Annotated in this window: 16 protein-coding genes; 11 read left to right on the top strand and 5 right to left on the bottom strand. The window is 60.5% G+C overall.

All coding sequences use genetic code 11. The features are described from left to right. Positions 1 to 23 precede the first annotated feature (23 nt). On the bottom strand, positions 24 to 1,439 hold the full coding sequence (locus tag DFS21_RS09675; RefSeq protein ID WP_110703662.1) for a PLP-dependent aminotransferase family protein: 1,416 nt from the start codon (positions 1,437 to 1,439) through the stop codon (positions 24 to 26). 148 nt (positions 1,440 to 1,587) lie between these two features. On the opposite strand from DFS21_RS09675, the gene DFS21_RS09670 reads away from it, so the two are divergent. Then, complete coding sequence (locus DFS21_RS09670) at positions 1,588 to 2,058, top strand: RidA family protein (protein ID WP_110703665.1); 471 nt, start codon at positions 1,588 to 1,590, stop codon at positions 2,056 to 2,058. Positions 2,059 to 2,088: 30 nt separating this feature from the next. Here DFS21_RS09670 and DFS21_RS09665 read toward each other — a convergent pair whose 3' ends face one another. The 4 genes from DFS21_RS09665 to vasI form a co-directional block, all read right to left on the bottom strand. Next, on the bottom strand, positions 2,089 to 2,853 hold the full coding sequence (locus tag DFS21_RS09665) for an SDR family oxidoreductase (RefSeq protein WP_111532199.1): 765 nt from the start codon (positions 2,851 to 2,853) through the stop codon (positions 2,089 to 2,091). A 170-nt stretch (positions 2,854 to 3,023) separates the two neighbouring features. Beyond that, a complete protein-coding gene (gene tssM / locus DFS21_RS09660) occupies positions 3,024 to 6,641 on the bottom strand; it encodes a type VI secretion system membrane subunit TssM (protein WP_111532198.1) in 3,618 nt (1,205 codons plus the stop codon). A gap of 6 nt (positions 6,642 to 6,647) precedes the next feature. Then, positions 6,648 to 8,099, bottom strand: a complete 1,452-nt coding sequence (gene tssA, locus DFS21_RS09655; RefSeq protein WP_111532197.1) for a type VI secretion system protein TssA — start codon at positions 8,097 to 8,099, stop codon at positions 6,648 to 6,650. Continuing rightward, the gene (vasI, locus tag DFS21_RS09650; protein WP_256591296.1) at positions 8,087 to 8,626 is read right to left on the bottom strand and encodes a type VI secretion system-associated protein VasI; all 540 of its coding nucleotides are present in this window, start codon (positions 8,624 to 8,626) and stop codon (positions 8,087 to 8,089) included. Before vasI ends, tssA begins: the two co-directional genes overlap by 13 nt. 405 nt (positions 8,627 to 9,031) lie before the next feature. Here vasI and tssB point away from each other — a divergent pair, with 405 nt between their 5' ends. The 10 genes from tssB to DFS21_RS09600 all read left to right on the top strand — a co-directional run bounded on the left by tssB (position 9,032) and on the right by DFS21_RS09600 (position 18,439). After that, positions 9,032 to 9,535, top strand: coding sequence for a type VI secretion system contractile sheath small subunit (gene tssB / locus DFS21_RS09645; RefSeq protein WP_111532196.1), 504 nt, complete (start codon positions 9,032 to 9,034; stop codon positions 9,533 to 9,535). A 16-nt stretch (positions 9,536 to 9,551) separates the two neighbouring features. Next, positions 9,552 to 11,042, top strand: coding sequence for a type VI secretion system contractile sheath large subunit (gene tssC, locus DFS21_RS09640; RefSeq protein WP_111532195.1), 1,491 nt, complete (start codon positions 9,552 to 9,554; stop codon positions 11,040 to 11,042). After that, positions 11,039 to 11,449: a type VI secretion system baseplate subunit TssE gene (tssE, locus tag DFS21_RS09635; RefSeq protein WP_102682895.1), complete on the top strand. Its 411-nt coding sequence runs from the start codon at positions 11,039 to 11,041 to the stop codon at positions 11,447 to 11,449. The genes tssC and tssE overlap by 4 nt, the downstream gene beginning before the upstream one ends. A gap of 3 nt (positions 11,450 to 11,452) precedes the next feature. After that, the gene (gene tssF, locus DFS21_RS09630) at positions 11,453 to 13,219 is read left to right on the top strand and encodes a type VI secretion system baseplate subunit TssF (RefSeq protein ID WP_111532194.1); all 1,767 of its coding nucleotides are present in this window, start codon (positions 11,453 to 11,455) and stop codon (positions 13,217 to 13,219) included. Beyond that, the gene (gene tssG, locus DFS21_RS09625; RefSeq protein WP_111532193.1) at positions 13,183 to 14,199 is read left to right on the top strand and encodes a type VI secretion system baseplate subunit TssG; all 1,017 of its coding nucleotides are present in this window, start codon (positions 13,183 to 13,185) and stop codon (positions 14,197 to 14,199) included. The genes tssF and tssG overlap by 37 nt, the downstream gene beginning before the upstream one ends. Then, on the top strand, positions 14,196 to 14,753 hold the full coding sequence (locus tag DFS21_RS09620; protein ID WP_111532192.1) for an FHA domain-containing protein: 558 nt from the start codon (positions 14,196 to 14,198) through the stop codon (positions 14,751 to 14,753). Before tssG ends, DFS21_RS09620 begins: the two co-directional genes overlap by 4 nt. Then, entirely contained in the window at positions 14,750 to 15,544 is a 795-nt protein-coding gene (gene tssJ / locus DFS21_RS09615) for a type VI secretion system lipoprotein TssJ (RefSeq protein WP_111532191.1), read from the top strand. The genes DFS21_RS09620 and tssJ overlap by 4 nt, the downstream gene beginning before the upstream one ends. Before the next feature lie 52 nt (positions 15,545 to 15,596). Then, positions 15,597 to 16,934: a type VI secretion system baseplate subunit TssK gene (gene tssK / locus DFS21_RS09610; RefSeq protein WP_111532190.1), complete on the top strand. Its 1,338-nt coding sequence runs from the start codon at positions 15,597 to 15,599 to the stop codon at positions 16,932 to 16,934. 1 nt (position 16,935) lies between these two features. Continuing rightward, entirely contained in the window at positions 16,936 to 17,790 is an 855-nt protein-coding gene (gene icmH / locus DFS21_RS09605) for a type IVB secretion system protein IcmH/DotU (RefSeq protein WP_111532189.1), read from the top strand. Positions 17,791 to 17,923: 133 nt separating this feature from the next. After that, entirely contained in the window at positions 17,924 to 18,439 is a 516-nt protein-coding gene (locus DFS21_RS09600; RefSeq protein ID WP_102682902.1) for an Hcp family type VI secretion system effector, read from the top strand. The last annotated feature ends 29 nt before the right edge of the window (positions 18,440 to 18,468 follow it).

Raw genomic sequence — 18,468 nt, 5'->3', positions numbered from 1 at the left:
GGGGCCCGCGCCTGCTCGACAGCTCAGTGGCTGTCGAGCAGGCGCAGAAAGGTGTCGCGGACCTTTACATTGTCACTGTGACCGACATTGAAACGCATGAACGCACGGGCATCGGCCTGGGCGCTCAGCAAGGTGCCGGGTGACAGCACCAGACCATGTTGCAAGCCGCTCATGGCAATGGCCTCGCCATCGACACCGGCGGGTAGCCGGGCCCACAGGAACAGCCCCTCCCCTTGGCACGACGCCACCTCGCACCCTGCCTCGCGCAACCAGCCAACCACCCGCCCGCTGGCCTCATGCAGCCGGTCGACGACCCTGCGCGTATGCCGCTCATAGCTGCCTTCGGTCAGCAAGCGATGAATAACCTGCTCGGTCAGCTCGGACGTCACCCCGCCGCACTTCATCTTGAGCAGCGTCAGTTGCCCCGCCAATTCGGCGCCCACGGCCAGGTAACTGACGCGGCAATTGGCGGTGAGGGTCTTCGAGTAGCCGCAGACATAGCTGACACTGTCCAGCCCACCCACCCCTGCCAGCCGCGGCGTTCGTTTATGCTGGATATCGCAGTACAGATCATCTTCGATGACGTGCACGCCATAGCGCTGGCACAGCTCCAGCAGGCGGTGGACCTGCAATGCCGAAAAGGAATGCCCCGTTGGATTGTGCAAGGCACTGTTGGTCAGGTAGACCCGCGGGCGATGGGCAATCAGCAGTTGCTCGAAAGCCACGAAATCAATGCCTTCCACCGATCGCGCCACGCAAACCGGGCGAGCGCCGTGGTAAGGCAGGTTGGCGCGGAAGTTGAAATAACACGGGTCGTCGACCAAAACGCTGTCCCCCCTGCGTAGGATCAGGCGCAACAGCATGTCCACGCCTTGCATGGTGTTGGCCGTGGTGACGATCTGCTCGACCGGAACATCGATGCCCAAGGTACCGAGCTTGAGGCGCAGCCATTGACGCAGCGGCAGGTAGCCTGCCGCCGAGCCATACTCCCCCATGCGCAACTCGCTGGCCCGCAGGCATCCGCGCATGGCCTTGAGCAGGGTATCCACGGGCATCCATGAGGGCGGCAGGAAGCCGCAGCCGGGGCGCAACATGCCGTTGTCCGTCAGCAGTGCGTGACGGAGCACACTCACCGGGTCCTGGGGCAGCAGATTGCGCACAGCCTCAGTACCCATGACCTGGGCCTCGCGTGCCACATAGTGACCAGCGCCCTGGCGCGATACCACCAGCCCCCTGGCGCGCAGTCGGTCCAGGGCTTCCACCACCGTGGACTTGCTCACCCCCAACAGCTCGGTCAACTCACGAATGGGCGGCAACCGCACCCCTGGGGCCAAAGCCCCATGCCCGATGGCCTCGGTCAAACCCTCGGCAATCTGCTGCACCAGCGGTTGCCCCGGCTGGAATTCGATGGCGGCGATCACCGCGCGCTGTCGCTGCATTGTACTGGTCGTCCTGGCAGTAAAGTTCAGAGGTTTCCATCCGAAGTTGCCCTGCCCCTGTGGCCAGCGCCTTTCTACTATGCATCGGCATCCGGCTTGCGCCTAGCGCATACCGCCCCGAGGCCATGAAGAGACCGAGAAGCGCCCTATGTCCCGTGAAGCACAGTTTGCCGCGATACTTGATCAGCTGGGTTATTCCTTCGAAGCAGGGTTGAAACTCGGTGGCGACTACGCCGCCACCGTGCGCCATGAGGGCGTTGTGTACGTCAGCGGGCAGATCCCGCGCATTGACGAAGAGGTGATCCACCCCGGCCGGGTGGGGAGCGAAGTCAGCCTGAAGGATGCACGCACCGCAGCCATGGTCAGCGCCCTGCGCTGCCTGGCATTGGTGCGTGAACGGGTTGGCTCGCTGGATAACATCCGCGCCATCCTGCGCATGACCGTGTTCGTGCAGTCGGCCGAAGCGTTCACCCGACAGAGCGAGGTGGCCAACGGTGCTTCGCAGGTCTTGTACAGTGTGTTTGGCGAAGCCGGCGCTCATACACGAACTTCGGTCGGCGTGCTCAGGCTGCCGAAGAATGCCCCCGTGGAAATCGACCTGATCGCCGCGGTGACGTGATGATCCAGCCATGGCACGCTACCGTCCGCCTCAGCCGCGCACCACCGATACCCCGCCATCCACCACCATCGCCGACCCGGTCATGAAGCTTGATGCGTCCGAGGCCAGGAACAGTGCCGCCTCGGCGATTTCCTCCGGCCTGGCCAGGCGTTTGAGGGCGTGCAACCCTTCGACATGGGCCTGGGCCTCGGGGCTGCTCATCACACTGCGGCCCATCGGCGTGTCGGTACCGCCCGGCAGCAACGCATTGGCGCGTATACCCCGGGCGCCCTGCTCCGCCGCGATGACCTGGACCAGCCCGACCAGGCCCGCCTTGCTGGCCGCATAAGCGGCCATGCCCGGAATGCCCACCGCGTGGCCGACGAAGGTCGAGGTGAAGATCAGCGAGCCACCGCCACGGGCCAGCAGCGCCGGGATCTGCGCCTGGGCGCAGAGGAAAGCGCTGGTCAGGTTGGTGCGCAAGGTATGTTGCCAGGCGTCCAGCGTCAGCTCGGGAACGGCAGCCAGCTCACCGAGGGTGCCTGCATTGTTGAAGGCGATGTCCAGGCCACCGAAGCGCGACACCGCCGTGTCCACCAGTTCCCTGGCCAGCGCCGCGTCGGTGATGTCACCGGCCACCGTAAAGACCCGGCCGTGTCCGGCTGCCGTGATGTCCGCCGCCAACTGCTCGAGTTCGGCCTGACGCCGCGCCGTGAGCACCAGGGTGGCGCCGTGCCGGGCGAACAGTTTCGCCGCCGCACGGCCGATGCCGGAGCTGGCACCGGTGATGATTGCCACTTTGCCTGCCAGTTGCATGATCTGTACCTCGTCCTGAAGGTGATTTGCAGGGTGCGCGGGTACTATCGGGTGCGGTGCGGGGGGATGCTCTCCGTTTCTTGCGGACTGGGGTCGGCTCAAGTTGCTCGATCGCCTGGGTACAGTAATGTAAAGCTTGTACTCGCTCTTCCTTTTGTATCGCCTACTCCTTACATGACAGGTGCGACCGTCTGTCCGACTAGAGTCTCCCTGGATGGCTGTTGCAGTAACCCGCGCGGCAAGCGGAAGCCTTTGAACGGTTGTTGAGTAATTGGATTGAAGGCCTTCTCTGCGCTGAGTCGGTAGCGCATCACACCATCACCAGTCCTGAAACTCAGATCCACGCTGGTCGCCGTCCGCCCATTGAGCGAACCGCGACTGAGCAGGCGAAACATGGACCATGGCCCTCGGTACTCCAGGCTGCTGCTGTTGCCGTTCTGCCTGAGCAGCGTCAGGTTGCTACGCACATGTTGCCCAAGCGTATTGGGCCAGATGATGCCGGTGATCTGGCTCGTGCCATGGGTGTAGGAAATCAACTGACCGTCCAGATCCAGCAGGCTGGTGCGCTGGTTCGCACTCAGCCCTAACGGCTCGATACTGAACTGCACACTCAAGTTGCCGCGCTGATCGAAGAACGTTTCGCGAATGCGGTCTGCCAGTTCCAACTGCTCGATCACATCGCTGCGGATCAGGGACTGCCCCTGCTGGCCGGTTTGCAGGGCTTCGAGGTTGTCCTTCAGGAACACCTTCAGATACTGCTCATTGAACTGCTGCAGCCGGCCCTTCGGCCCGAAGAACGCCTCGAAGTCATCCAGGGACGCGTCGGGGGCCCTGGCCACGAAGGGGTATCGACCTGCCAGGCGCTGCTGGAAGAAGCTGTACACCTCGGCGTCCCAGCGCCGTTCCAACTCGCGCAGGGCTTCAACGTTCAATACCTGTGCCGTTTGATCAGCCACCTTTCGGACCTGGTGGTTGATCGGCTCAGGCAAGCCGGTGGATACCCGTTGCAAGGTGCCGATGGGGTCATGCCCGATCATCGAGAAACGCTGATGCACGGCCTGCAGTGCAGCCTTGCCTCGGTCCGGGCTGTCCTGCACCGCCTTGGCGTAGTCGTGCACGGCTGCGATAGCAGCCAGGGTTTCATCGTAGTAGCTAGGTTTCTCTGCTGTTACCTGCAGCATCGCGCTCAGCCCGGCAAAGGCCCTTTGAATCGTCCACGCCTGCTGATGGTCAGGCTTACTACTTGTCGGTGGCACTGTCTTGGCTTCATCTGCCACCTCAACAACGCCAGTCGATGAGAGCGAGGTGTTGTTCCTTACCGTATCGAGCAATCGATGCAGCGGCGCCGCAGGCCCCGTCAACTGCTGCAGGATCGCGACACCATGGTCCAGGTCACGGAAATCAGCCACGCTGAAAGCGTTGAGGGCACGGCGCCAACTGTCAATGTAATCGGCGCTGTATAAGTTGCGCAGCCGTTCGCGCAGCGCCTCCCTGTCGGCGTCCGAATAATCGAGCCGGCTACGCTCGCCCAGCGCCCATTGGTCAATCATCGCCAAATCGGCGAAGCTCTGACTGCGTGGCTCGAAGTACTCCTTGAAACCTTTGGCAGTGAGCATCGGCGCCAACTGCACATCATCACCCTTCCTGGCGCCCATGGACGGCTGATACACCACGTCGAAGGCAGGCCCAACCTGACGACGCAAGTCCAGCCCGGTGTGCAACTGCTCCCCGGCCTGTTGTTTCAGGCCGGCGTAAACCCGCTCGGGTAGCGGCACCTTGCGCAGCGCTTCCTGCGCCACGGCGACACGTTGGCTGTACTGCGGCAGGTCGGTATCGGCGTAGGCCAAGGCGTACTTAAGGTGCCGCATGAGGTCGCGCTGCAGTTGCCCCTGGCCAGGGAACTTCTGCTGCCATTGTCGGGCCATCCACTCTTCGACCCATTCAGTGCGGCGGTTCTGACGGTCTTCCAGCATGCGGTAAACCCTTAGGGCAGCCATTTGCTGCTCACTGCCTTGCGGCGCCGCATCCATGGCATCGATCACACCACTGGCCAAGGCCGGCAGGAACCGCTTGGAGAGCAAGCTGAGATATGCCTCATCGACACGCGGGCCGATAGCGCGCCCCTGATACAGGCCAAAATCGGAAACACCCGGCCATGCAGCGCGGTAGTCGCCAAAAACCGATACCGCATCGCGAATCTGGTCCAGCGGCTCCAGTAGATTGCGTCCGGTAGGATCCAGACGCTGGTCCACCTCGTGATGGCTGTATTCCCTGCTTTTGGCAAGCACGTTGGCGGCTTTGTCGCCATTGATGTCGAAAAAGCGCTGCCAGCTGGCGATGGCGACACAAAAAGCCAGCACGCCTACACCTGAGCCCACCCATAGGAGTTGGCGCTTGCTGCGTGCCACCTTGATGTTGTCCCCAGCAAGTCCGGCTTCCTTATAGATGACGCGCCCGAACGCATGCAGGATGAAGTACGGCAGCGCCTTGGTTTGCGCCTTGCCCTCGAGCAGAGGGAGCTTCGTCTTGTAGGGTTGCGCGGCCTCGCGCACGAACGCATTGAACATGTCACCTTGCTGGATGACCGAGGACCAGTACACTCCGCGTACCAAGGCTGGCGTGGTGTAGCGATCACTGGCCAGCGCTTCTTTCAGGAACTCCAGCAGTATTGGGCGCAAGCCGATCAATTGGGCATGCAATGAGAACAGACGCGCGCGCTGCGGAGCACCGTCCAGCGCATCGAGCCGATCCACCACCTGCTCGAACAGCTGGCTGATCAACTGTTCATAGTGATCGCCATACTCCTCCAGCCAAGCGTCGAACGTACCGATCGCATCCAGCTTGAACGTGAAACCGAGCATTTTTTCCCGCATGGAGACGGAGACCCCGGCATAGAGCTGGTCGAACCCGTCCAACAGGTCGTACTTGGTAAGCACCACATACAGCGGCAGCCGCGAACCCAATTGACTACTGACCTCGTACAGACGGGTGCGCAACACATGCGCCAAGGCAATGCGCTGCTCGGGTGTGCCATGTAATAGCGCGGGTAAGTCGACTACCAGCAATATGCCATTGAGGGCTCTCTGGCTGCGGCTACGCAACAACCAGTCCAGCAGGTGCTGCCACAGCCTGGCCGAGGTTCCAGGTGGCACTTGCTGTGTGGCTGATTCGTCGACGGGCGAGCCTGCCAGCGACTCCTGCCTGATGAACGCCCCTGGCGGATCGATGATCACCGCATCATTGCTGACCCACCAACCTATCGGAAAGGCCAGCGCTTGGGCCTGCCTGCCCCGTGCCTGTGCCTTGTCGATGCGGGTCAGGGAGAAGCTTTGTTCTGTACGATCGATGAAGCTGGTCTTGCCAGCATGCTGATCGCCTATCACCAAGTACCAGGGCAATCGATACAACGCACGTCGCCCGCCTGCGCCATCAAGAAATCGCGAAAGTCCTTGGTCCAAGGCTTTCTCTTGCGCCTGAACCAGCGGCAATACGCTGTCCAGCTCAGCGGCCACCGCCTGCTTGCGCTCAGCCTGCAGGCGAACGTATCGCCTGCGCAGCACCACCAGCCAGCACAACAACGGCACCAGCACGAGCACCAGGCTGGCCAAGCTGCGATGCGCCATGCTGGCCAGCGGGTGCTGTTCACGCCACATCCACTGCGGCCCGAGCCACCAGATGGCGACCAGCATCAGCACGGTACCCAGCACAAGCAGCAGCGGCATGGCCAGGCCGATCCGAGTCATCAGGGGCAAACCCCAACGTTTCAATAGCGTCCATAGTTGATTCATGGGGGCCTAGTCCTTGTTCTGATCAGCCAACACATAAGCAGAGGCATACTGTTGCAGTCGTTGAAACACCTCTGGCTCCCAAACGGCGGCCGTGGTGTGCTGCATGGTCCGTGCGACGCTGGCGCACAGGTCCTGGGCCAGCCAGGACACGCCCCGCGCTGCCAAGAGATCGGCCGCAATGACGGTGGTATGGCAGCGCTCACGCGGAGCACGAAGGTCCGCCTGCATGGCCTGCAGCTTGAGCAAAATCGGCTCTACCCCACCTGCGTCCAACTGACCGACCAACTCTTCGCGCAGGCCTGCGAACTCGTGGGCAGATTCGGCTTGCGTTTGCCCAGCTGCGCCTCTGAGCCAAGCCATGCTTTGATCGTCCACGAACGACCTGCCGTCGCTGAAACACAACTGCTGGAGCGCGGGCATGCGTTGGACGAATCGGGCAGTCGCTGCGCGGATTGCCTCAGCTACCTCCCCCATCGCCAGACGTGTCGCCGCACTGGCCACGAGGAAACTGCCGCGTACCCAAAAGGGACAAGCCGTCACGCTCTTTTCGATCCGCTGAAGCAACGCCGCGTCGATCGCGGTGCCAGCAATCGCCTCTTCATAGTCGCTGGCGATATCCAGCGGCACCGCCATCAGTTCCGTGCGATTGCCTTGCTTGATTTGAGGCGCCGCCTGGATATGGGCCCACAGGCCGAATCGACGCAACTGGTAGCCCGTCGGGTCGTAGGGGTCTTGTTGATTGATCATCTCGGCCATGGCCAGCACGGCCCGTCGTGATTCGCGCTCGTTGCCTAACGACACACGAGGCATTGGGGTGGCAATGACCTCGGCCAGCGGTGCAGACCTGGTGGCCGCCGCCGACGACTTTGCCGCAGCAGGCTCGCCAGCACCGCCCGCCTGCTCCGCCTGCTTGCGCAGCAGTCGCTCTACATCATTCAGAAGGGCTCCATCCAACTGAGCAACGGCTTGCTGCTGTTGCAGGCGCTGCAATGCCTCTTGAGCTATGGCCGCATGAGCAGGGGTGAATGTGTAGCGGTCCAGGCGCGGCAGCGCTTCGTTCAAGCGATCGAGCACAAGGCCAACCAGCTTGCGCTTGCCCAGGAAACCTTTGGGGCCAGGCTTTGGATGCGCAATCTCCCAATAGCGCTCGACCATGCCGGCCAGCAACGCCAAGGTAAAACCCCATCGCTCCCAACATCCACTGCGAAGCCACGCAGCACTCAGGTGCGCTACGATACGCAAGTGCTTGCACTGCTGCGCCAGATACTGTCGTGACGCTTCCTCGATATAGGCCCAGTCGATGGTGAATGCCTGCAGCCCGCCCAGCTTGACCATTTCCTGGTCAATGGCCTGATAGGTTTCGTCCTCCACATCGAACAGACCGACCGGTGCCTGCGCATCGATGGGTGCGAGCAGCCGGGCAATTTCCTGTGCGTTGACCTCTGCTACCAGCGACATGTTTTGCGCGCCTCGTCGATGAGTGGGTCCAGGCCTTGAGCATCGAAGACCAATCCATCAATGGAGGGGTTGTCGCTTTGGACCTCAATGCGATGGGCCCCAATCAGTTGCTTGATCTGCTCGATTCCGGGCAAGCCCCGGCCCGCATCGAGTACCTGACCGTTCTCCGTCACCTGCCAAGGGGTTGCGACGGTGGTGCTCCGCTCCCCCTGCAATCGCACCGTCACCCGACCAGCATCAACGGGTTGCGCGGCGACCAGTTGCAGTCTGGAGATGTTCTGCAAACAACTGATCACCAGGTAGGGATGCGATGCGGCCGAACCGATTGCAGGTGCAGAGATCGTCAGCCCTTCGTCTTCAGGCGTGAGTCGAAACGTTAGGTCGTCGGGATGGCGTCCTGCTTCGTGAGTCAGCACCCGGCGAACCGTGGGTGAGTCCTGTTCTGGCGACGACCACTGCATGGGCACCAAGTGTGCAGGCGTTCCGGCGGCTTCATCAAAACACGCCAAACGCTCAAGGTTGGACACGATCCGCGAGCAATCCTGATCGGAGTACACGGGTAGTGGCATACACCCGAGCACCAGCCAAAGACTTACGCCACAAGTTTTATTACCAAGCATCGCAAGTAAATACCTTTCATATAATGCATATGACCTACTCAAACTAGCGGATCTGAAACAGCCCTCTCAGGCACTCAAATTCCCGCAAACGGCAAGAGCCTAGCCCATCGGACCAGCAACTAACAAAAAAATATTTTCTTACATTTTCATACTCGACGACATGACAAAATCAAGCGCAATGTTTTTACGCGACGCACAACCAACCCCGAACTTTGTTTATACCAAAGACAAGTAACCAGGAATCTTCCTACACACTAATTTGTAACTAAAATCCAATACGGACAACTCTTAAGAACACGGAGAGATTCTGCAATGGCAAAATCCACAGGATCGGTTGCCCCCAAAGAACGCATCAACATCAAATATGTACCCGCCACCGGCGATGAACAGGCCGAAGTAGAGCTGCCGCACAAGATGTTGGTAATGGGCGACTTCGGCCTGGATGACACCCGTGCGCTGGAAGACCGATCGGTCATGCGTATCGATAAACACACCTTCAACAACGTGTTGAACGACGCCGATGTCAGCTTGGTCATGTCGGTACCTTCCATGCTCAGCACGGCCGCCGACGCGGAGCTGGCGGTCAACCTGCAGTTCAGATCGATCAATGACTTCGGGCCAGACGGCATTGCCCGCCAAGTACCAGAGCTCAGCAAGCTTCTGGAGCTGCGTGAGGCGCTGGTGGCACTGAAAGGCCCGCTGGGCAACGTGCCCGCTTTCCGCAAGCAATTGCAACACCTGCTGAGCAACGAGCAGGCCCGCAAACAACTCGCCGAAGAATTGGACCTGGTGCTTGAGGCGCCAAAAGAAGACTGAGACAACGGAGCGTCCCATGCCAAAGCCAACCAGCACTTCCCTCGCCGTTGAACTATCTGGCGAGACATTGAGCAATGCCACCTTGCTCGATCAGATCATGGCAGAAACGAAACTAGTGCCCGCTCAAGAGGGCTATCAAGTCGCTCGTCAAGGCGTATCGGCCCTTATTGCAGAAGTACTCAAAAGTTATGATCCAGATCAACTAATCAATAAACACCGTGTCGACCAGATGATTGCAGAGCTGGATCGAGTGCTCAGCAAGCAAATGGATGTCATTCTTCATCAGCCGAAATTCCAGGCGCTCGAATCCTCGTGGCGCAGCCTCAAACTTCTGGTGGACCGCACAGACTTCCGCGAGAACATCAAGCTTGAAGTCCTGCATGTCAGCAAAGAAGACTTACTCGACGATTTCGACAATGCCGCTGATATCACCTGCAGCGGTATGTACAAACACGTTTACACCGCAGGCTATGGGCAGTTCGGTGGTGAGCCGGTGGCGGCCATGCTGGGGAACTACAACTTCGGCCCCTCTTCGCCAGACATCAAGTTACTAAGCTACATGGCCTCTGTCGGCGCCATGTCGCATGCCCCGTTCTTGGCCGCCCCCTCCCCCGATTTCTTCAATCTGAGCAGCTTTGAAGAGCTGCCCAACCTGAAGGAAATCAAAGACATTTTCGCAGGGCCGCGACATGCCAAATGGCGCGCATTCCGCGAAAGCGAAGATGCCCGCCACACAGCGCTGACCGGGCCACGTTTCATGCTTCGCTCGGCCTACCACCCCCAGGAACAGCCGACCAAAAGCTTCAACTACGAAGAAAGTATCGACGGGCGACACGACAATTACCTGTGGGGCAATTCCGCCTTCCTGCTGGCCAGCTGCATCAACGACAGCTTTGCCCGCTACCGCTGGTGCCCGAACATCATCGGCCCGCAGTCCGGTGGCGCCGTGGAGGATCTGCCAGTGCATCTCTACGAGGCGCTTGGGCAGTTGCAAGCGAAGATCCCAACCGAGGTGCTGATTTCCGACCGCAAGGAATTCGAGCTGGCCGAAGAAGGCTTCATTGCACTGACCATGCGCAAGGACAGCGACAACGCCGCGTTCTTCTCGGCCAATTCGGTACAGAAACCGAAGAACTTCCCCAAGACCCCGGAAGGCTTGCAGGCTCAAACCAACTACAAGCTGGGCACACAGTTGCCTTACCTGTTCATCGTCAACCGGCTGGCCCATTACATCAAGGTGCTGCAACGCGAGCAGATCGGCAGCTGGAAGGAGCGCCGCGACCTTGAGTCCGAGCTGAACAAATGGATCAAGCAGTACGTCGCCGACCAGGAAAATCCCTCTGCCGATGTGCGCAGCCGCCGTCCCCTACGTGCTGCGAAGGTCGAAGTTTCAGACGTTGCCGGCGATCCGGGTTGGTATCAGGTTTCGCTCGCAGTGCGCCCGCACTTCAAATACATGGGCGCGAATTTCGAGATCTCGCTCGTAGGCCGGCTCGATACCCAATGAGCGGATTTTTCGACCGTTTGGTTGCCGATCAGTCCCTGATCCGGGAGCCGTCCAGGCAAGAGAACGCGTACCACAAGTTTGCCGCCATCAAGCGCCACTTGGAAACGCTGCTCAACGCTCGCCAGGGTTGCTCACAGAGCAGCCCTGAGCTGGGCCTGCGCGATTTCAATGGGCATGACGTGAGCAGTGGCGACCTCCTGAAACAAGTGAGCGCCGACATACGCCGCACCATCCAGCGTTTCGAGCCTCGCGTGCAGGTACGTTCACTCAAAGCCGTGCCCGATTGTCACGCCCCCCAGGAGCTGCATTTCAGGCTGGACTGCCAGGTGCAGGTGAATAACCACACGGAGCAGTTGCAACTGGAGCTGCTGGTCAACGGCCATAACCGCCATACCCGAGTGAGGTGATCGATGTCGCTCAAAGATCGATTCAGCGAAGAGCTGCGCTACCTCCATGAACTGGGGAACGACTTCGCCCAGGACAATCCACAACTTGCCCGGCTGCTGGGCAAGGGTGGTAGCGACCCCGACGTAGAGCGCTTGATGGAAGCCTTCGCCTTCCTGACGGCCAAGCTGCGCCTCAAGTTGGAGGACGACCTCCCAGAGCTGACGCACCCCATGTTGCAACTGCTGTGGCCCAACTACCTTCGCCCGCTGCCGAGCGCCACGATCATCCAGTTCACACCGCGCAAACAGGCGCTCAGCCAGTCGCAACGCGTGCCAAGGGGGGCACGCCTGCTCTCCAAGCCTGTCGACGGAATTCCCTGTGAGTTCCGCACCTGTACCGCCGTGGACATTCACCCGTTCGAGATCGACGCGGTGGGCTCAACCCAAACGCTCGACAGTTCAGTGGTTCGCATCGACCTACACACCTTGGTCGAGCGCCCATTGAACACGCTCGAATGCACCAGCCTGGACTTTCACCTGAGCGGCACCACCCGAACAGCGCGCACGCTGTACCTCTGGATCGCTCACTATCTCAGCCATGTCAGCGTGACCATCAATGGCCAGGCTCGCCGGCTGCCGGCCAGCAGCATCGTCTTCCCAGGTTTCAGCCCGGACGACGCGTTGTTGCCTTATCCGCAGAACGTCTTCGATGGTTACCGGATCCTGCAGGAATACTTCATTTTTCCTGAGCGCTTTCACTTCTTCGCCCTGACGAGCCTGGAAAAGATCTGGCCTGATCAGACGACTCAGGAAATCGGCCTGGAATTCCACTTCACCCGTCAGTTGCCGGACTCGCTGCGCATTGGCAAAGCGGATTTCAACCTGTTCTGCGCTCCTGCGGTAAACCTGTTCAAGCACAGTGCCGAGCCCATTGATCTCTCCAACGAGGCCGCCCAGGTCGAGCTCACACCCAAAGGCGCCGAGCGCCACGCCTACGAAATCTTCAGTGTCGATCAGGTGATCAGCACCCGTACGACAGGCGACGGAAGTACAGGTAAACACCTGCGAACCTTCCGCCCCTTCGAATCGTTCGCCCATGAGATCGAGCATGTTCAAGGGCGCACGGCGCTGTACTACCGCTACACCCTCGAAGACTCACTGCGGGGTGATGGCGTCACGCATCGCATCGCCTTCGTGCGTGCCGACGCCAATACCTATGTCGGTGAGCTGGAAACGGCGTCCATCGACCTGACCTGCACCAACCGCGATCTGCCCCTGGCTCTGGGCATCGACGACATCAATGTGCTCTCCGAAGTCACCCCGCCGCTGACCACCTACACCAATATCTGTGCACCGACCCGCCCCTATCGGCCGGTGCTGGACGGCCAGTTGCAATGGGCCTTGATATCCAACATGTCGCTCAACTACTTGTCGTTGCTCTCAGCCGAGCCATTGAAGGCGGTTATTCGCGCTTATGACTTCGCGGCCTTGCACGACATCCAGCAGACACGCACCACCCGCAAACGCCTCGACGGCATCCGGGATATCCAAACGGCGCCTCTGGATTGGCTGATCAAAGGGCAGCCCATTCGCGGCCTGCGCACGCAACTGAAGCTCGACCAGGCCGCATTCCTCTGCGAAGGCGACCTGTACCTGTTCGGCTGTGTGCTCGCGCACTTCTTCGCCTTGTACGCCAGCATCAATTCCTTCCATCAGCTGGAAGTGATCAACATCACCAACAACGAGCACTACACATGGCCCATCCAGACCGGCAAGCAACCGCTGATCTAGCCGACAAGTTGCTCGCGGGGGCGCACCGGTACAACTTCTACCAGTTGCTGGAGCGCCTTCACGGGCTTCACGGAGACGATCTTGAACCCCGTTGGCCCAGCGAAGAAGCCCGCCTGCGCGTGCGGCTTGGCAGCGACCCGCGCCTGAGCTTTCCCGTTTCGGACATCTGCAAGGCCGAACGCATGCCCGAGGCACAAGATCGCTATCGCGTGTGCACCACGTTCATGGGCCTGCACGGCACTGATTCGCCATTGCCCTCCTATTACCTGGAGCAGGTGGCATACGAGCATGCACAGGGTATCGGTGTGCGCCCGGCGTTCTTCGACTTCTTCAATCACTACCTGCTCAGTCTGCTACACCGCACCTGGCGCAAGTACCGCTACTACATTCGTTTCCAGCCAGGTGCCAGCGATGGGTTCTCCCAGTACATCTTTGCCCTGCTCGGGTTGAATGACAAACAGCTGCGCGGCGACACGGCGTTGCCCTGGAGCCGGCTGCTCAGCTTCGCCGGCGTCATCGCCAGCCGCAGCCGCGCACCGGGCACCGTCGCCGGCATTATCGCGCACTGTTTCGACCTGAAGCAGGTACGGATTCGCGAGTTCGAAACCCGCTCGGCACCTACGACAATCCAGCAACAGGTAAGCCTTGGCCGCAACAATGGTGAGCTGGGCAATTCCTTCCTGGTCGGCAGCCGCACACGGACTCGCAGCAGCAAGTTCACCATCGTGATCAGCGAGCTCGACCAGGCACAGCTGCGTGACCTGTTGCCCAGCGGCATCAACTTCAATCGCTTGCGTGCCCTGATCGACTTCCTGTTGCGCGACGGTTTGGCCTACGACCTGGAGCTGCTGCTGAAGCAGCACGCGCTGTCGCCCTTCTGCCTGCACCCCAGCCGTGGCGCCCAATTGGGCTGGACCAGCTTCGTCGATGAGCGCCACGGCCAGATCAGCCCCATCGTGCGGTTCCGGGGGCGTTCATGAGCACGTTGATCTTGAGCATCACCAACCTCGACCAGTTGCAGCACAACGTCACCGCCCGGCACGAATTCGATCGTGCAGGTGGCACCGTCGGCAGCGCGGGAGCCGCGTGGCTGATCAATGATCGTGAGCAGGGCGTGGCGCCGATCCATTGCGAGATCCGCTGGATCGAAGGCGGCTTCTGCGTGATCGACCGCTGCGAGCGCACCTACCTGAACGACAACCTCGATAGCCTGGGGCCGCTATCGGCCAGGCGCTTGCTCGAGGGTGACCGGCTACGTGTTGGCGCTTATCGACTGTTGGTTCAGCTTTCACAAGCTGATGCCCGTTCGCTGGAAGAGTTGTTCAACACTGACTTGCGGGTGATCGACCGACTCATCCTGGATGCATCCGCGCAGCGTTGGCTGCACAAGCCCACGGCTGCCCCAGAGGTCGCTGAGATCTGCTCGGTCTTCGATCCGGGCATGGGCAACGATCCCTTGGCTGCCCTGGAAGCAGTGACACGGCCGGTGCAAGAGAACCCGCTGGATCGCCTGCTCGCAGGAGAACACTCATGATGCGTCATTCACTCATGGCCGGCCTTCTGGCAACAATGATCGGGCTCTCGGGCTGCACCGCCCTGAGCAAAATGGGCCAAGTGGCGATGGACCCCTCGATACCCGTCGGCGCGACCAAGGATCAGCCCACCGAAATCGCGTTCAGCATCAACGCCAGCCCCACGCTCAACAGCAACCCCAACAGCCTGCAAGCAGCGACTGAGCAAGAAAGCAGTCTGGAGCCCAGCCCCTACGCGGTCAGCTTGAGCGCGGGCGACCCCTATGCCCTGACCGAGAAAGTCGGGACCCTGCTCGAGTTTCTTCACGAGCAATTCCCGGCCATCTCGCCCGTCGAACTGCCAGAGGACGAGGCCGATGAGCCGCCTCGTTCTCCCTTGGAGGAAAGCACGCCGGGCCACTACGAAGACTCGGATGTAGTGCTGACCTTACCGCGTGCAACCACAGTGGCCCCCGAGCTGGCCGCCACCCCAATGGCCATCAAGATCCTGCAACTGCGCGACGACTCGCTGCTGCGCAACAGCATTTATGAGCTGTTGGACAAGGCCCCCGCCAAGGTGCTGCGTAGCACCTACGTTCGTGATGACGACTACCTGCTACGCCCCGGGCAATTCAAGTTCATTCCGTTTGCCGCTATCGAGGCCGAGACCCGGTTCATCGCGGTGATCGCCGACTACCGCCACCAGGAAAACGCGACCTGGAACCAGGTACTGCGCATTCCACCGCGCGGCCAACACATCATCTTGTCGGTCTTGCTCAACGACACGCAGATCCTGCTCAAGGAGGAGGACTGATGGCGCCTGCAAGCCTGCCCTTCTCACTTACTCACGCTGACATGGAGCGCTCATGAGTTCACGTAATCCCGTCCTGTGGCCTGAAGGTCTATTCGTCAAACCGCAGCATTTCCAGCAGGCTGGCCGTGCCGCTGAAGCGGCCCTGCATCAACGCCTTGGCAGCCTGAACGCAGCCTTTTATGGATTCAGCAAGCTGCAACTGAACGACGAATATTTGAGCCTGGGCAAGATCGCCATCACCCGCGCACGCGGCATCATGCCGGACGGCACGGTGTTCGATATCCCGGCAGATCTGCCACCGCCGCCGCCGCTGGAAATCGAGGACAACGGCGCGAAAGACAGCGAGATCTACCTCTGCCTGCCACTGCGCACCGAGGGTGGCCGAGAGGTGAGCTGGCCCGACAATGCCGCCAACTTCCGCTACAGCGCACAGGCTCAGGAAATCAAGGACACCCATAGCGCCGACGGCGACTTGGCGCAGGTCGATCTGGCAGTACCCAACCTTCAGCTCAAACGCAAGGCCGATGACAGCAGCGCTTACACCCGTCTTGCCATGGCACACATTCTGGAGCGCCGGCCCGATGGCAGCCTGCAACTGGATGAAGGGTTCTACCCGACCAGCGTCTCGGTACGGGCGGTGCCGGCACTCCAGCGTTACCTCGAGGAGATCACCAATACCCTGCGCGAGCGCTCGCGCAACCTGGCTAGCCGGATAGGTGCATCGGGCCAGTCCGGTATTGCCGACATCCGCGACTTCAACCTGCTGCAGGCCATGAACCGCTGGTGGCCGTGCTTCCAGCACTTGGCCAGGCAGGGGCAGACACACCCCGAGCAGTTGTACCTGCATATGAGCCAGGCCTGTGGCGAGTTCGTGACTTTCACCGAAGAAAACCGGCTGCCTCCAGAATTCCCCGCCTATCAGCACACCGCTTTGCGCACCTCGTTCAAGCCACTGCAGGACACCTTACGCCGCGCCCTGGGTACGGTCCTGCAACCGCGGGCCATCTCGCTGCCGCTGGACGCGCTGGATTACGGCGTGATGACGACAACGCTCGAAGACCGCCGCATGATCGATGAGGCGGACTTCGTCCTCTCCGTGCGCGCGGACCTGCCGCCGCCAACATTGCGCCGGCTGTTCCTGCAGAAAGCCAAGGTCACATCCCTGGAGACCTTGAATGACCTGGTGCATAAGCAGTTGCCCGGCATTGCGCTAAATCCACTGCCTGTGGCCCCTCGCGATCTGCCCTTCCATGCGGGCTTCAGCTACTTCGAGCTCGACCGCCGCGACCCGGCCTGGGTCTGCATGAAGACGGCCAACGGTTTCGGGATTCATATCGCGGGGGAGTTCCCTGGGCTCGAGTTGCAGTTCTGGGCGATCAGGAGTGAATGAGATGCAGGAGAACAACCTCGCACACAATGAAACCGCATCAGCTCAAGCTGAGCAGATGCCATCAATGCTTGCAAAGCCTTTACCCAATGGCGCCGTGGCCTCCGAGGCAACCACACCAAAGCCCGCCCCTGATGACAAGGGCTACCCCGCCGATCCCGACTTTCAGCTACGGGGCGGCTACGACAACCTGATGCTGGACGCAGCCACACCGTTGCTTGGACTGGTCATGCGCCTACGCACGCTCGATACCTTGCCCAACATCAAGGAAGTGCACCAACAGGTACGCAACCAGATTGAAAACATCCAGCAAGAGATGCGTCAGCATGGCTACGAGACCACGCAACTTCTGGCGTATTCCTATGGTTTGTGCCTGTTCATCGATGAAGCCGTGATGGAACGGCCATGGGGCCAGGCCAGCCTCTGGAGCCAAGAGCCCCTGCTCAGCATTTTCCACAGCGAAACGTTTGGCGGCGAAAAGATCTTCACCGTTATCTCGCGCCTGATGCAAGAGCCCCAGCGCTACAAGGACGTGCTGGAGTTCATGTACTTCACCCTGTGCCTGGGGCTCAAAGGCAAGTACGCCCTCGCGCCCAAAGGCGCAGAGACGCTGAACACCCTCATTCACCAACTCCACGGAATCATCCGTGAACTACGAGGGCCCACGCCGACAACGGTCTGTGACCCCTACACCAACGTTGCCCCGCGCAACTTCCGCATGAATCGGCAATGGCCTTGGTGGAGCCCGCTGGTGATTTCCGCCATTGCCATGGCCACGGCCTACGGCATCTACAGCTACCGCCTGCACCTGATAACCACAGAAGTGCTGGAGTCGCTCAACGGCATCTTGCAGCAGTAAACCGCCGACAGTCGGCACAACCGTATTCAACGATTTGACGCGGCGTTTGCCGCGTTGAAAAAGCCCATCGATTCCGATGGCCACGCTGCCGCTTATGCGCGTGTTTATCCACATGGACGCAGGAGAAACTGTCATGCCAACACCCGCTTACATCAAGATCGAAGGCCAGACCCAAGGCAACATCACCGCGGGCGCCTTCACCTCCGATTCGGTCGGCAACGTGTTTGTCGAGGGCCACGAAGACGAGATTCTGGTGCAGGAGATCAAGCACCAGGTGACCGTACCTACCGACCCGCAAAGCGGTCAACCTGCAGGCCAACGGGTCCACAAACCCTTCATCTTCACCAGCGCCCTGAACAAGGCGACACCGCTGATGTATCAGGCCCTGTCCAGCGGCGAAATGCTGCCGACTGTTGAAGTCAACTGGTACCGCACTTCGGTAGAGGGCAAGCAGGAGCACTTCTTCACCACCAAGCTGGAGGACGCCACCATCGTCGACATCAACACCACCTTGCCTCATGCACAAAACAAGGAGAACGCTGACTTCACCCAGTTGATCGAGGTATCGATGTCATACCGCAAGATCTCCTGGACACACGTCACCGCAGGCACCGAAGGCTCCGACGACTGGCGTAAACCCGTCGTCTAACCCGGCTGAACATCCCTGGCAGGCAGGCC

Source organism: Pseudomonas sp. 2848 (genome assembly GCF_003253945.1).
Taxonomy (GTDB): Bacteria; Pseudomonadota; Gammaproteobacteria; order Pseudomonadales; family Pseudomonadaceae; genus Aquipseudomonas.
This window is presented reverse-complemented; position numbering and strand designations above follow the sequence as displayed.